Source organism: Citrobacter sp. RHBSTW-00986, assembly GCF_013783065.1.
GTDB lineage: Bacteria > Pseudomonadota > Gammaproteobacteria > Enterobacterales > Enterobacteriaceae > Citrobacter > Citrobacter braakii.
Map to the genome: position 1 here is coordinate 1,545,019 of NZ_CP056200.1, position 15,253 is coordinate 1,560,271.

Below are 15,253 nucleotides of genomic sequence, written 5' to 3' on the forward strand. Positions count from 1 at the left end.
CGACGATCTGGTTGCAGGCTGGATGAACGCGACCGAAAAGCGACATCATCAATGTGGCGCGTTTGGCACCGGCAGTTTCCCGGCTCTTAAGAGCGTCATTTCTTGCTTACAGAGCAGAACCACCGCCTGGCGAGCTTTAACACGGCGGGAGGTAAGGGCTCTTTTCACGGTCTGACGATCCGCACCTGATTCCAGCATCTGAAAACACATCAGGGAGAGTGCACGTCTGTTTTTCATCGCATATTCACTTTATTGAGTAAGCCTGCAGGGGGAGCTACATGCCGTTATTTTACAACGATGCAAACGGATATTACTAACCTGTTGGTGTTGTCTCACTTAACGTGCTGACTGAAAACGTACGCTGTACTCTCCCGGCGTCAGGCCAAACTGACGCCGGAACAGGCGGCAGAAATAATTACTGTCCTGATACCCGCACCGCTGTGCGACTTCGCTAATCGACAGATGGTATTTCTGTAAGATGATGCGCGCCTTCGCCATTCTGACCCACCGCAGGTACTCGACGAACCCCATGGTGCCGTGCTGGGCAAACACTTTTGACAGGTGGTTGGGCGTGATATTAAAAAACTGCGCTACGCTTTCCCGGGTCAGCGGTTGGGCATAGTTATCCTGCACCCAGTTACACATACTGTGATAGAGAAATTCAGCGCGCGGACGCTCTGTGTCAGGGCGGGTATTCACCACGCTACGACACAGATGCAGCAGGCTAAGCACCAGCGGCTGAATAATATCCTGGGCCTGAGCAGAGCGGCTTAAATGGGTTAATGCGGTGAGCATCGCCTCGCCTTCGCCGCGCTGCGGATGTGGTAACTCAATACGGCGGATCGGACGTAACAGCGATGCCGTTCGATTATCGTCAAAAGAGAGCCCCAGCCAGGCCGGAGAAAACACCAGACTCAGTAGCATCACAGGTTTATCGCTGCCGGGCAAATTCGCTGCCTTCGCCGGGATAAACAGCATGTCGCCTTCTGGCAGGCTATGCTGCTGTTTTTCCAGTTGATTACTGTATTCGCCACGCAGCACGATATCGAGGCGCGGAAGGTCAATACACAAACTGCCGGACGGTAACGTGGTGGGCTGGGACGCGAACCACACGCGGCCAAGACGCTGCGGGTTCAATACCAGGCCGCTGAACAGATCGGCGAAAAACTGTTGGTCTGCGGGGAGGCCTGGCTCTTTCATCACTCTTTCTCTGCGCTATAAGTGCATTAACTGCCTGAACTCTTTCACTTTACTCCGACTCACCGGGATTTCAAATTCCAGATCTTTTAAGCGCAAAATGTAGGTGTTGTTAAACCAGGGTTCGATCTCGCGGATTTTATTCAGATTCACACAGAACGAGCGGTGGCAGCGGAAGAAATGCGAAGCAGGCAATTTGCTGCAAAATTCAGTGATGTTCATTGGCATCACGTACGATTCGCGCCGGGTGTAGACAAACGTCATCTTTTCATGGGCTTCTGCGTAGTAGATGTCGTTGATCGGGGTCACGATGATCCGCTCATCTTTGATCAGATTGATCGTATCGTTTTCGCGGGTCACCGGACTGGCAGGCGAGGTTCCCGTTTGCTGTTGCTGCCAGGCTGCTTCCAGCTTTTGCAGCATGCCGACGATGCGTGATTCCTGATACGGCTTCAGGATGTAGTCAAAGGCCTCCAGTTCAAAGGCTTCAACAGCGTGCTCTTTCCACGCGGTAATAAAGACAATAAAGGGCTTGTGCGCGAACTGGCTGATGTTTTGCGCCAACAGGACGCCATCCAGCGAGGGAATATTGATATCCAGAAAAATGGCGTCAACGCGGTTGTGCTGGAGGTATTTCAGCACGTCCAGACCGTCGTCAAATGTGCCGACAATCTCCATCTGGCTGTGCTCTTTTATCAGCCAGCTAAGTTCCTGTTGGGCCAGGAATTCATCTTCAACAATGATGACTTTCACAACTTCACTCCTGGTTAAAGCAACAATGTGGCCGGTGCGGCTGCGGGCGAGTGCTGATTAGGCACATAAAAGGCAATCTCTGTGCCTGGCTCCAGACGGCGGATATGGAGGCCCTCGCCGTAGAGCAGCTTAACGCGATGATGCACATTTAACAGACCAATTTTATTGCCCGGCATTTCATTGGATTCGACCCGTTCAATCACTTTTGGATCGATGCCGTGGCCCGTATCCCGCACGGCAATCCGTACCCGATTACCGCACTCCGCAACGCTGATGGTGACCACCCCTTTTCCTTTGCAGGGCTGAATCCCATGGACGATAGCGTTCTCTACCAGCGGCTGAATCAGCAGGCTGGGAATATAACAGCTTACCTCTTCATCGATATCATAAATAACCGTCAGCTTGTCGCCAAAACGGGCCTGTTCGATGGCGATGTAATCCTTGATTTGATACAGCTCTTTTTTGATGTCGATCTGCTCATCGTCTTTTAATTCAATATTATAGCGAAGATAGCGCGATAAATTAAAAATCAGCTGGCGCGCAGTGTCTGGATTCAGCCGCACCGACGATGAAATTGCGTTCAGGGCGTTAAACAGGAAATGGGGATTTATTTTACTTTGTAGCGCACGCAGCTCTGCCTTATTTGCCATTTCGCGTAGCTGCTCCGCCCGGGAGACTTCCAGCTGAGTCGAGATAATTTGCGACAGGCCGATGGCCATTTCTTGTAGTGAGGAGGTTATCTGGTGGGCGTGACAGTAGTAGATTTTTAGCGTACCGGTGACAACACCTTTCTCCCAAAGCGGAATCACCAGCATGGAGTGTATTTCCGGCGTACGGTGCGCTTCATCATTGTTTTTAATGATGATTTTTCCGTAATTGATCGCCTGTTGCGTAGTCGGACTGACGAAATCATCATTATCGCGGTAGTTAAGCTCACCCACGCCAACGTAGGCCAGCACGTGCTGGGTGTTGGTAATAGCGACGGCATCAGCATGGATATCATGGCGAATAATTTCGCACACCTGGCGAAGCGATTCGCTATTGACCTGGCGAAAAAGCGGCAGAGTTTTGTTGGCGATATCCAGAGCAAGCTTAGCCTGCTTCGCGGCGCTGGCTTCTTTCTCGCCTTCCACGCTTTGCACCAGCATGACGATAAAACCAATGCAGACACTACCCAGAATCATTGGGATGCCGATCTTCGAGACGATATCCAGCCCCAGTTCGGTGGTGGGCGCCCAGGCGACGACGAGGATCATGGTCAGAGATTCGCACAGCATTCCGCCTAAAATACCCGCACGCCAGTGCTGCGCTTTGGGGATCCTACGGTTGATCCAGCCGGCAATGCAGCCTGCCATAATGCTGGTGATAAAGCAGGGCAGGGCGGTTACGCCGCCGATGTCGATCAGGTAGCGGTGGGTGCCCGCGATCAGGCCTGTAATGATACCGACCCAGGGACCGAACAGAATTCCCCCTGACATGACGGCGATAATACGTACGTTAACCAGTGAGCCTTCTACCGGTACGCCGGACCAGGTACTGAACAGGGCAAACATTGAGAAAATCGCGGTAACGGCGAGCAGCTCTTTCGGGGAGTGGGCTGACTTGTGCAACAGTTCGCGAAACAGGCGGATACGAATCAGGAAAAACAGACAGAACAGCATCAGCGCTGCCCGGTCGAATACCGCCAGCAGCATATTGAATATTTCGTGCACGGGTGACTCTTGCGCAAGGGTTAAACCTCTATGATAGGTAACCTGAGGCTGGATGACCAGCACACCCGCAGCCTGTAGCTAATGGGGAAAAACCTTAATATTAAAAGGGGATTGTTGCATGGTTGTTGTATTTACAATGCCTGTCCTGTCAACGGAGCGCGTAAAGTAATATGTTTAACAATAAAATGTTAAATGGTGGTAATTTTAAGCGGAGTGTGAAAAATTTTATTTCCTCATTTTTTCTGGCTATTCCTCTTTTATCTCAATAAAAAATATTTTGTTTTGCCTCTCGACAGAAGGAAATTATTCAGGCTATTTTCTAAACGTGCCACCATCGTGGCAGCGTCGCTCGGACGGTCCGGGCGCTAACGTTAATCTGAGGATATTATGGCTGACTCCCGCCCTGAACGTCGCTTTACGCGTATTGATCGCCTTCCCCCTTACGTTTTTAACATTACTGCTGAACTGAAGATGGCTGCGCGTCGGCGCGGCGAAGATATTATCGATTTCAGCATGGGGAACCCGGATGGGGCCACGCCTCCTCACATTGTCGAAAAACTCTGTACCGTGGCGCAGCGCCCGGATACGCACGGTTACTCAACCTCGCGCGGCATTCCGCGTCTGCGTCGGGCGATTTCCCGTTGGTACCAGGAACGCTATGACGTTGAGATCGATCCGGAATCCGAAGCGATTGTGACGATTGGCTCGAAAGAAGGATTGGCGCACCTGATGCTGGCCACGCTGGATCACGGCGATACGGTCCTTGTACCGAACCCGAGTTATCCGATCCATATTTATGGCGCGGTGATTGCCGGCGCGCAGGTACGCTCAGTGCCGCTGGTCGAAGGCGTCGATTTCTTTAATGAGCTGGAGCGCGCGATTCGCGAAAGCTACCCGAAACCGAAGATGATGATCTTAGGTTTTCCTTCCAACCCGACTGCGCAGTGCGTCGAGCTGGAGTTCTTCGAAAAAGTTGTGGCCCTGGCTAAACGCTATGACGTGCTGGTGGTTCATGACCTGGCCTATGCCGATATCGTCTACGATGGCTGGAAAGCGCCGTCGATTATGGAGGTACCGGGCGCTCGTGATGTCGCGGTGGAGTTTTTCACCCTATCGAAAAGCTACAATATGGCGGGCTGGCGTATCGGTTTTATGGTAGGTAACAAAACGCTGGTGAACGCGCTGGCTCGAATTAAGAGCTATCACGATTATGGAACCTTTACTCCGTTGCAGGTTGCAGCAATCGCCGCGCTGGAAGGCGATCAGCAGTGCGTGCGGGATATTGCTGAGCAATATAAACGTCGTCGAGATGTGCTGGTTAAGGGGCTGCATGAAGCCGGGTGGATGGTCGAGATGCCCAAGGCCTCGATGTATGTTTGGGCGAAAATCCCAGAGCAATACGCCGCGATGGGATCACTTGAATTTGCCAAGAAACTGCTGAACGAGGCGAAGGTATGCGTTTCGCCGGGGATTGGTTTTGGTGATTATGGTGATACGCACGTGCGCTTTGCGTTAATTGAAAACCGCGACCGTACCCGCCAGGCGATCCGTGGCATCAAAGCAATGTTCCGCGCCGATGGCTTACTGCCTGCCAGTGCAAAATCGGCCACTGAAAGTACCGACTAACAACACGTTTCCCCAAAAGCAAACAGGAGCCATCAGGCTCCTGTTTTTTTTGCTGCGTCTTTTAATTTAGATCATCAGGGCGAAAGTACCGGCCCAAACGATGACCATAAAAGAAATGCCCATAAAGAAATATTTCACTTTTCATCTCTCCGCGTACCTGAGGTACGTCTAAATGAACATATGCTAACCTGACAGAGAGCTGATGCACGCGTAAACGAAATGGAGAATTCCCTTCGTTTGCTTGTCTGCATCACCTCAGAATTCTGAGCTTTTATGCTCCAGACGGCGCTAATGTACGCCTAAAAATGAGGTGAGACAAGGGGCATTTTTTTATTTAATTTTAATAACTTACAAGTGTCGTGATTCGGCGACAGTTTAATTTCTGTCGGTAATAAATTGCTATTGAGCGACGAAATGTTTACTCGGAGAATTCTCATATCTCCATGATGTTAATGCGGTTAATTTTTCGCGGAATGAGATTATGAAAAGGTTAAAAATGACCAGATTAATGATGTTAGCACTCGTTCTTACGCCAGTGACGTCGATGGCGGCCTCGCCGATGGCATTCAATTTCAGCTGCGCAAGTATTGGTGGTGTGAATAGTGATGGTAAAGGCAATATCTGGATTGATGGCACTAAGGCGACGGTAAAGGCCTTCAATGAAAATTACTGGGAAGCAAAAAGCGGTAACAATACCGTGTCTATCTCCCGTAAAGATGACGGGAATCCGGACGTTTCCTGGACCGGGCCTAATCGTAAGCACGGGATTTGCCTGCCTGAAGACAATATCGACTTTTCAGGGGCAAAGAAATCGACCAGCAACGGGCCTTCTTTTTCCTGTTCTGCGGTAGCAAAGGGCAGTATCGAAGAGGTTATCTGTCAAAGTCCTTCGCTCTCAGCCATGGATTTGGCATTGAACGGGGCCTACAAGCAGGCGCTGGTGAAATCGAGTAATAACCCGACGCTCAAAGCAGAGCAACGCGGCTGGGTGAAAGGGCGTAACGAATGCTGGAAAGAGCAGGATAAGCCAGCGTGTATAGCCCGTAACTACAATGAGCGAATGGCTGAATTACAGAACAAGTGGGGCGTGAAGTAATTCAGGCGCAGAAAAAAAGAAAGGCCTTTCGGCCTTTCTTTTTAGATATATAACGAGGCTTCACCCATCGGGCGAGTTTTGAAGCGACGGTGGATCCAGAGATACTGCTCGGGTGCGCGCATGATCTCTTTTTCGATAATTTTGTTCATATACGCCGCTGCCTGGCTTTCATCTGTTGGATAACCTTCCATTTCTGGCGTGATGAACAGGCGGTAACCGGAGTTATCTGCTTTTCTCACCATGGTTACGGTCAGCATCGCTGCGCCCGATAACCGTGACAGCACGTAAGTACCGTTGGTGGTCGCGACGTTTTTGACTGCGAAGAAGGGGGCGAATGAACTCCCTTTACGACCGTAGTCCTGATCGGGGGCAAACCATACTGCTTCCCCTTTTTTCAGGGCGCCGACAATACCGCGCAGATTATTTCTGCCGATCATGGCCTTGTTGGAGCGCATACGACCGCGGGTTTGGATCCACTCCATCAACTTATTGTTGTGCGGGCGATAGGTTGCCATCATCGGTTGGCAAAGTCCCATTACGCGACCACCCAACTCGAGTGACATAAAGTGTACGCCTACCACCATCACGCCACGGTTTTGCATCTGTGCGCGTTTCAGGTTGTCCAGCCCTTCTACATCAAACCATTTGCGTACCCGGCGATCCGGCCAGAACCAGGCCATACCCGTTTCAAGCAGGGCCATGCCGAGTGAACGGAAGTTCTCATCGACCAGTTTGTCTCTTTCTTCTTGCGACAGATTTGGGAAACAGAGTTCGAGATTTTTATGAGCAATAGATTCACGGCGCTTTAAAAATGGACGAGCCAGCGTTCCTGTACGGGTACCGAGAAAACACAACACGGGATAGGGAAGTTGTACCAGTAACCAGAGCACACCGACGCCAAACCATGTGAGCCAGTAGCGCGGATGCAAAAACGCGCGTGAAAATTTACATTGGGGGAACATAAGCACCTGTTGTTGATACGAAATAGGTGTATCGCGAAGATTCTTTAGTCTGCCGCTTTACAGTCTGTACTGATCGTTAGGCCGCCATGAACGACATTGGTTCCTGTAAAGAGTGTAAAACTGAGTCAGGACAAAACCAGGAAGGGGCATGAATGATCGGACGCTCAATGTACACCCGAATATTAATGTCAGCCAGAAATAATTACTCAAGATTCGTAAATGTTTTTACGGCGATTAAGGTCAAAAATGAGTCGATATATAATGCGTTGTTTTTATGACGATTAAATAAACGGCAGTCGAATAAATTATTAGTCAGCGATTGGGTGATTTTTGTAACGAAAATGTTGCTTAAATTGCGAACTATTGGGAATTGTCTTAGAATATAAATTCAAGGGAGTGTAAGGACTTACGTAAATTTTTACGGCAAACAGGAGGTATCGCTATGTTCTATTTTTGGATCTTTCTCGCGTTGAGCATTCTGAGCGTCAGTTGCTATATCTGGCAGGTTATGGGGGCTGCGGCGTCAATAAGTGCTTTTATCGGCATGGCCATACTCACGGCATTAATTTACGTTTTTACTATGCAGTTGACCAATGGTAACGAGATGGTTACCGGATTATTCCTTTTTCTTGCCCCAGCATGCGGTTTGATCATCCGCTTTATGGTGGGTTACGGTAAGCAATAAATTATCACGTTGAGCTATTTATTCTTTATCTGAATGTATTGAAGTGCCAGCGTCGCTGGCACTTTTTGCGAGACTGAAATCGGTTACTGGGCATCAGCCAACTGGAGTGACGCTTCCTCTTGCTGAGCGTTTTTCCGTTGTTGTTCGAGCTCCAGCGCGCCGCGATGGGAGAGGTAGCAGAACAGGATGCAGCATACAATCCCGCCCATCAACAGATAGAAGCCGCCATGCCATCCCATTTTATCGACCATCACGCCAAACAGGCTGGTTCCCAGCGATGCGCCAAAAATGTAGCTCATGAATCCGCGTAACCCTACCGCAGAACCTACTGCGAAGCTGGGGACGATTTCCATGGTCTGAACGGAGGCCAGGAACTGCGGAACATAAATCAGGCAACCCACGATGGCGGCAAAAATAGTGACCATCAGCAGCGATTCACTTTTCCAGTAACCGATCAGGCAGACGAAAATCAGCGCCATACAGATCATGGCCAGCGGCATGCGACGGCCTTTAAACAGTTTATCGGTGAGCCAACCCGCCAGTAATGTGGAAGGAATTGCCGCCCATTCGAAAAACAGAAAAGCTATGCTCATTTGCTCTTTCGAGAAATGTTTTTCGGTTAATAAATAAATTGGCAGCCAGCTAATCATACCAAAACGCACCATATAGACAAAAACGTCTACCAGTGAAACATACCAGGCATTTTTATTACGCAATACATAGGTGCAGAAGATCTGGAAGGCACTCATATTTTCTGGCGCCTGGACAGCGTGTCGGGAATTTAATACGACTTTTTCTTCCGGCATCATTTGTTCCAGAGCCGGTAAACCCTCCTGGCGTGGTGAACCTTTCCCCAGCATCAGCACAATAAAAGCAAACAGTACGGCAACACAGGCCGGAACAATATAGCTGGCGCTTTGCCAGTGTTCACTCCCCAAAATGGCAAACGCGGCGCCAACAATCGGGGCGACAATACCACCGCCAACGTTGTGTGAGATATTCCAGAATGCGCCAACGCGTCCACGTTCTTTACGTGGAAACCAGTTAGCGATGGTAATAAATGAAGGGCCAACGCCCATCCCCTGAAACAAACCGTTGAAAACGACCAACGCGGCGAATATCCAGAATCCGGTACTGAACCCCAGGCCTACGTTGACGATAGCGCACAGGATCAGGCCGCATGCCATGAAGACTTTCGGGCTGGCCTTGTCTGCCAGACTGCTCATAATGCCTTTACTGATCCCATAGGCAATAAGCATGCAGCTGCTGAGTAAACCAATCTGCGTAGCGCTGAGATCCAGGTGCTCCTTCAGATATGGAGTCGAAAGCGTGAAGTTATTGCGCACAATATAGTACGCAAGATAGCCAAGAAATACGCTGAGTAATGCCTGAATTCGGTATCGGCCATAAGTTGCCTGGACTTTCTCCGCCGGGACTTTATTCGCCGCTGGTCCTGCCTTAAATATTGATAACATATCATCACCTAATTTTTTATTGATGTGAATATCAGGATTTTTCGCAGTGAAGAGTGAAATAGACGGCAAAGAAACTCAAGTTGATGAAATGTGTCACTATTGACTCAATTTGCGGGCGGCGTGGCAGATTTTGACTCTTTTTTAATAATGGATTTTCAATTCTATTCTTTCACGGGCATTTTTATCATCGGCGTGTGCGGGTATTAACAAATTCAGACTGCATTTTCGGGTATTCTTTACTGATGTCGTCACTTTCCGTTTGGTTATTCTACGAATAACCTTATTCTTCCCCCCAGCGGTGATAAACGGGTAAGTTTTGTCTCAATATTATTTTTTGTACATGTTGGTATTTATGAACGGGATCACAAACAGACTGTTGGGCCGGGGGCGTTTTTGGGCATTCTTGCTCTATTTTATGTCGCTGTCGGCGAGCTGCCAGGTCCTGGGTAAAGAGCTGGTGATGGCGACCACCTTTTCCCCAGGGGCCACGGCCTGGATTATCCAGCGCTGGCAGACGGAGCCAGGGTCAGTGATGATTCGCACGTTAAACCGGACCAGCGGTTCGCTGGAACAGTTGCTGGATACTGCGAATGCAAAAAACGTCGATCTGATTTTGACCTCATCACCCATGCTGTTGCAGCATCTTCAGGAGCACCAGAAGCTGGCACCTTTCGATAATGCGCTGCCTGAAAGCCAGCTGCTGGTGCCAGACTCGATTCGCTCGACCTCCGTGGCTGTGGCGATATCAGGGTTTGGCCTGTTGATTAACCGTTCTGCGCTGGCGGCGCGGCATCTTCCGCCGCCTGCCGACTGGGGGGATTTAACGCAGCCTAAATATCAGAACGCGCTGTTGATGAGTAGCCCGTCGCGTTCCGATACCAACCACCTGATGGTTGAGTCGCTGCTGCAACAGAAAGGGTGGGAAGAGGGCTGGGCGACGCTGTTGGCCAGCGCCGGTAATCTGGTAACGATTTCATCACGCAGTTTTGGCGTGGCCGACAAAATTAAGAGCGGTCTGGGCGTGGCGGGGCCGGTTATTGATAACTATGCCAACCTGTTGCTTAACGATCCGCACCTTACTTTTACCTATTTCCCTCGCTCGGCGGTGTCACCCACCTATGTTGCCGTACTCAAGAATAGCCAGCACCCCAACGAAGCGCGTCGCTTTATCCGCTATCTGTTAAGCCCGGAAGGACAGCGGATCCTTGCGGATGCGAACACGGGGAAATATCCGGTCACGCAGCTCGCGCCTGATAACCCACGCGCCGCTCAGCAGGCTATTTTGATGAGCCAGCCCGCGCTTAATTATCGGCTGATCCTTAAGCGGCAACAGTTGGTGCAGCGGATGTTTGATACCGCCATCAGTTTTCGACTTGCGCAGCTGAAAGATGCCTGGCGGGCGCTATACAGTGCGGAAGCGCGCCTGAAACGCCCGCTACCCGAAATCAGAGCATTACTGACCAGCGTCCCGATAGATGCCAGAAGTAGTGAAGATGAGGCCTGGCTTGCGCAATTTGAGAATAAAAGCGTAGCCGAACAGCAGATGATGGAGTGGCAGCTCTGGTTTCTTAAAAATCAGCGTCAGGCGATATCCAAACTGGAAGAGTTAAAATGAAAGGTGGTTCGATACTGCAACGCCTGCGCCAGCTCAGCATCAGCAGCAGCCTGCGGGGAGCGTTTCTGACGGGCGCATTACTGACGTTGAGCGTAAGCTGCGTCAGTTTGTACTCCTGGCATGAGCAGAGCTCGCAGATACGTTATTCACTTGATGATTACTTCCCGCGCGTACATTCCGCTTTTTTGATAGAAGGAAATCTCAACCTGGTTGTGGATCAGCTTAATGAATTCCTGTTGGCCCCCAACACCACGGTAAGGCTGCAACTGCGCAATCAAATTATTTCTCATCTGGACAAAATTGAGGTGCTGAGCCGGGGATTACAATCGGCAGAACAACAGCAGTTGGCGGTGATTTTGCAAGACAGTCGGGCGCTGATGGCGGAGCTGGACCGGGTGCTCTACAACATGTTCCTCGTGCGCGAAAAGGTGAGTGAACTCTCCGCGCGCATCGACTGGCTACATGATGATTTTACTACCGAGCTGAATTCGCTGGTGCAGGATTTTACCTGGCAGCAGGGGACGTTGCTGGATCAAATTGAGGCCAAAAACGGCGATGCAGCGCAGTATCTCAAACGTGCCAGAGAGGTACAAAACGAGCAGCAGCAGGTTTACACCCTGGCAAGAATTGAAAATCAGATCGTGGATGATTTACGCGACAGGCTCAATGAACTGAAGTCGGGTAGCGACGACGGAATGCTGGTGGAGAATCATATCCGCTATCTGGAGAACCTGAAGAAAACGGCGGATGAAAATATCCGTACCCTCGATGACTGGCCCAGTACTATCACCCTGCGGCAAACCATTGATGAGTTACTGGAAATCGGGATGATGAAAAATAAAATGCCCGATACCATGCGCGATTATGTCGCCGCGCAAAAAGCGCTCGTTGATGCCAACCATGCCAGAGAGGCAACGCTCGGGCGCTTTCGAACACTGCTTGAGGCGCAGTTGGGGAGTAGCCATCAGCAAATGCAGATGTTTAACCAGCGGCTGGAACAAATTGTTCGCGTCAGCGGTGGACTTATTCTGCTGGCGACGCTGCTGGCGCTACTTCTCGCCTGGGGGCTCAACCATTACTTTATTCGTTCGCGTCTGGTGAAGCGTTTTACCGCACTCAACCAGGCCGTGGTGCAAATTGGTCTTGGCAGAACGGATGCCACCATCCCGGTTTATGGGCGCGATGAGCTCGGGCGCATCGCAGGATTGCTGCGCCATACTCTGGGCCAGTTGAGTGCGCAAAAAAATCAGCTGGAGCAGGAAGTGACAGAGCGCAAGGAGATAGAGTCCGATCTCCGGGCAACGCAGGATGAACTGATCCAGACGGCAAAACTGGCAGTGGTTGGACAGACCATGACCACGCTGGCGCACGAGATTAACCAACCGCTGAATGCGCTGTCGATGTACCTGTTTACGGCGGGAAGGGCAATTGAACAAGGACAATCCGCTCAGGCCAGAAGTACGTTAACCAAAGCGGAGGGGCTGATTACCCGTATTGATGCCATTATCCGTTCGCTGCGTCAGTTTGCACGTCGGGCCGAGCCGGGGGCGCCTTTGCATCCGGTCGATCTGCGACAAACATTCAGCGCCGCCTGGGAACTGTTGGCTATGCGGCATAAGCCACAGCAGGGTACGCTGACGCTTCCAGCCCAGAGTGTATGGGTGACAGGTGATGAAGTGCGTATTCAGCAGGTGCTGGTAAACGTACTGGCAAATGCGCTGGACGCCAGTCCGACTGGCGCGCAAATAGAGGTTCACTGGCAGGATGAGGGCAGCCGATTGTGCGTCTTTGTCTGCGATAACGGCCCCGGCTGGCCTGAGGCGTTATTGCCATCACTGTTAAAGCCGTTTACCACCAGTAAGGATGTGGGGCTCGGTATTGGCTTATCGATTTGTGTATCGTTAATGGGGCAAATGAACGGCGAGCTGCGCCTGGCATCGACACCGGGGCGTAATGCCTGCGTCGTTCTGCAATTTAATCTGACGGATGTAAACGATGTTGTGTGATGACTATTCTGTTCTGCTGATTGATGATGATGCCGATGTTCTCGACGCTTACACTCTGTTGCTTGAACAAGAGGGGTACCGTGTCTACGCATGCAATAACCCTTTTGATGCCCGAAACTGGCTGCAGGCCGACTGGCCGGGGATTGTTCTGAGCGACGTGTGTATGCCTGGCTGCAATGGAATAGACCTGATGACGTTGTTTCATCAGGATGATAATCAGCTCCCTATCCTGCTAATCACCGGGCATGGCGATGTCCCGATGGCGGTGGAGGCAGTAAAGAAAGGCGCATGGGACTTTCTGCAAAAACCGGTCGACCCCGGCAAACTGCTGTCGCTGGTAGAGGATGCGCTGCGTCAGAGACAATCCGTGATTGCCCGTCGCCATTATTGCCAGCAAAAGCTTCAGGTTGAACTGCTCGGCTACAGTGACTGGGTCAATCAGTATCGTCAACGTCTGCAACACCTGGCGGAAACGGATATTGCCGTCTGGTTTTATGGCGAGCCGGGGACAGGACGTATGACCGGAGCCCGGTATTTGCATCAGCTTGGGCGCAGCGCTGATGGGCCGTTTATCCGCGGTGAACTAACGCCCGGGAACGCGGGACTACTCAATGACCTTATTGCACAGGCGCAAGGAGGAACGCTGGTCCTGAGCCATATTGAGTGCCTGACACGTGAACAGCAGCACCATCTGGTGCATCTGCAAAGCCAGGAGCGGCGTCCGTTTCGTCTGATAGGCATTGGTGACACATCGTTAGTGGAACTGGCGGCAACCAACCAGATTGTGGCTGAACTCTACTACTGTTTTGCGATGACGCAAATCGGTTGCCAGCCGTTGTCACAGCGTCCGGATGATATTGAGCCGCTGTTTCGTCATTACCTGCAGAAAGCCTGTCTGCGCCTGAACCATCCCGTGCCCGAGGTTGAAGGGGAGTTACTGAAAGGCATGCGGCGTCGCGTGTGGTTAAGTAATGTCCGGGAACTGGCGAATGCCGCCGAGCTTTTTGCCGTTGGGCTACTCCCGCTGGCTGAAACCGCGAATCCGCAGCTGCATCTGCCTGAACCAACACCGCTCGATCGGCGGGTTGAAGAGTACGAGCGACAGATCATTACTGAAGCGCTAAATATTCATCAGGGGCGCATTAATGAAGTGGCGGAGTATTTACAAATCCCGCGTAAAAAATTGTATTTACGCATGAGAAAATACGGGCTGAGCAAAGAACACTATAAGTTTTAGTCGACAGAATTGGGGGAGAAGGGACGTCGAGAGTATTTCGGTGGCGGCGTTGGCGTTCACCGAAATAGGCAACGGAAGTCCGGGTGATTATCTGGTTGTCTTTCTTACCACATCAAATCATCAGGGATGACAAAATCAGCATACGGATCGTCTTCGTCCCTCGCTTCCTGGCTTAGCTCGCAATTTAAAACAATATAACTTGCATCGCGCTGCGCAATCTTGTCGGCGACGACAGCCGGGATAATGGCGTATTCGCTATCGTTGCCGCTTTCAGCCGTCAGTCGGGCAATGGCCAGACGGCCCTTGATCAGCTGAGACTGAGTCACCTTATCAACATAGACTTTTTTGATCAGGTTATTATCAGTAAAGTTGTAACCAATATCGCCACGAGTAATGGTGATTTTATTCATTTCAATCAGTTGCTTGATCTGGGCTTTATATTCTTTAGACAGCGCGGCCTGTTTCTGCTGTTCGCTGAGCTGCTTGTCGCGCTCAATTTGCGCTTTTTTATTCTCTTCAACCGCTTCTCTGGCTTCGCGAGCCTGAACGCGCGATTTCTTCGCCGTTCTTTGCACTTTGGCCATTTTTTTGCTGCTGACCAGACCTGCCTTAAGCATCTGTTCTTGTAGGGTAAGTTTTGTCATCGTCGCTTCTAATCCAATAAAATCGTTGTCAGGATTATAACCTTAACGTTCGGCGGGATGCCAGAAAATGGCCGTGCCACGACGGTTATCTCCAGTAGGCGTCACTGTTCTGTGTCTTACTCCCTTTCCGAATCGTGTTGATAGTTAACCCGTTTTTTAATAAGAAATAATATGCTGAATGATTTAACTAACTTGAGAATAGATATCATAAATATAAATATTCCAGTGATTTATCCTGATTGTTG

At 50.6% G+C, this 15,253-nt stretch carries 14 protein-coding genes; 6 read left to right on the plus strand and 8 right to left on the minus strand.

All coding sequences use genetic code 11. The annotated features are described in order from the left end of the window. Positions 1-48 precede the first annotated feature (48 nt). The 4 genes from HV345_RS07600 to HV345_RS07615 form a co-directional block, all read right to left on the minus strand. The gene (locus HV345_RS07600; RefSeq protein ID WP_032931709.1) at positions 49-237 is read right to left on the minus strand and encodes a hypothetical protein; all 189 of its coding nucleotides are present in this window, start codon (positions 235-237) and stop codon (positions 49-51) included. Positions 238-336: 99 nt separating this feature from the next. Further along, on the minus strand, positions 337-1,200 hold the full coding sequence (locus HV345_RS07605; RefSeq protein ID WP_181636450.1) for a helix-turn-helix domain-containing protein: 864 nt from the start codon (positions 1,198-1,200) through the stop codon (positions 337-339). A gap of 15 nt (positions 1,201-1,215) precedes the next feature. Continuing rightward, positions 1,216-1,950: a two-component system response regulator YpdB gene (ypdB, locus tag HV345_RS07610; protein WP_016153896.1), complete on the minus strand. Its 735-nt coding sequence runs from the start codon at positions 1,948-1,950 to the stop codon at positions 1,216-1,218. A 14-nt stretch (positions 1,951-1,964) separates the two neighbouring features. After that, a complete protein-coding gene (locus HV345_RS07615; protein WP_131346499.1) occupies positions 1,965-3,662 on the minus strand; it encodes a sensor histidine kinase in 1,698 nt (565 codons plus the stop codon). A gap of 387 nt (positions 3,663-4,049) precedes the next feature. Here HV345_RS07615 and alaC point away from each other — a divergent pair, with 387 nt between their 5' ends. Next, positions 4,050-5,288: an alanine transaminase gene (alaC, locus tag HV345_RS07620; protein ID WP_016153894.1), complete on the plus strand. Its 1,239-nt coding sequence runs from the start codon at positions 4,050-4,052 to the stop codon at positions 5,286-5,288. A 66-nt stretch (positions 5,289-5,354) separates the two neighbouring features. Here the strand turns inward: alaC and ypdK are convergent, their stop codons facing one another. Next, positions 5,355-5,426 (minus strand): membrane protein YpdK, encoded by a 72-nt coding sequence (gene ypdK, locus HV345_RS07625; protein WP_010723117.1) that lies wholly within the window; start codon positions 5,424-5,426, stop codon positions 5,355-5,357. Between the two features lie 343 nt (positions 5,427-5,769). On the opposite strand from ypdK, the gene HV345_RS07630 reads away from it, so the two are divergent. Beyond that, positions 5,770-6,384: a lysozyme inhibitor LprI family protein gene (locus HV345_RS07630; protein WP_016153893.1), complete on the plus strand. Its 615-nt coding sequence runs from the start codon at positions 5,770-5,772 to the stop codon at positions 6,382-6,384. Between the two features lie 41 nt (positions 6,385-6,425). On the opposite strand, the gene lpxP is transcribed toward HV345_RS07630, so the two are convergent. Then, on the minus strand, positions 6,426-7,346 hold the full coding sequence (gene lpxP, locus HV345_RS07635; protein ID WP_016157070.1) for a kdo(2)-lipid IV(A) palmitoleoyltransferase: 921 nt from the start codon (positions 7,344-7,346) through the stop codon (positions 6,426-6,428). 442 nt (positions 7,347-7,788) lie between these two features. Here lpxP and HV345_RS07640 point away from each other — a divergent pair, with 442 nt between their 5' ends. Continuing rightward, positions 7,789-8,031: a DUF2545 family protein gene (locus HV345_RS07640; protein WP_016153891.1), complete on the plus strand. Its 243-nt coding sequence runs from the start codon at positions 7,789-7,791 to the stop codon at positions 8,029-8,031. Between the two features lie 83 nt (positions 8,032-8,114). On the opposite strand, the gene pgtP is transcribed toward HV345_RS07640, so the two are convergent. Next, a complete protein-coding gene (gene pgtP, locus HV345_RS07645; RefSeq protein WP_181636451.1) occupies positions 8,115-9,506 on the minus strand; it encodes a phosphoglycerate transporter PgtP in 1,392 nt (463 codons plus the stop codon). Positions 9,507-9,927: 421 nt separating this feature from the next. On the opposite strand from pgtP, the gene pgtC reads away from it, so the two are divergent. Genes pgtC through pgtA form a run of 3 tightly spaced genes read left to right on the plus strand, consistent with a single transcriptional unit; the run spans position 9,928 to position 14,364 of the window. Beyond that, complete coding sequence (gene pgtC / locus HV345_RS07650; RefSeq protein ID WP_370468754.1) at positions 9,928-11,121, plus strand: phosphoglycerate transport regulator PgtC; 1,194 nt, start codon at positions 9,928-9,930, stop codon at positions 11,119-11,121. 11 nt (positions 11,122-11,132) lie between these two features. Further along, complete coding sequence (gene pgtB / locus HV345_RS07655; protein ID WP_181636691.1) at positions 11,133-13,127, plus strand: two-component system sensor histidine kinase PgtB; 1,995 nt, start codon at positions 11,133-11,135, stop codon at positions 13,125-13,127. After that, positions 13,117-14,364 (plus strand): two-component system response regulator PgtA, encoded by a 1,248-nt coding sequence (gene pgtA, locus HV345_RS07660; protein ID WP_016153887.1) that lies wholly within the window; start codon positions 13,117-13,119, stop codon positions 14,362-14,364. The genes pgtB and pgtA overlap by 11 nt, the downstream gene beginning before the upstream one ends. A gap of 104 nt (positions 14,365-14,468) precedes the next feature. Here the strand turns inward: pgtA and HV345_RS07665 are convergent, their stop codons facing one another. Then, complete coding sequence (locus HV345_RS07665; RefSeq protein ID WP_181636452.1) at positions 14,469-15,008, minus strand: DUF2058 domain-containing protein; 540 nt, start codon at positions 15,006-15,008, stop codon at positions 14,469-14,471. Between the last annotated feature and the right edge of the window lie 245 nt (positions 15,009-15,253).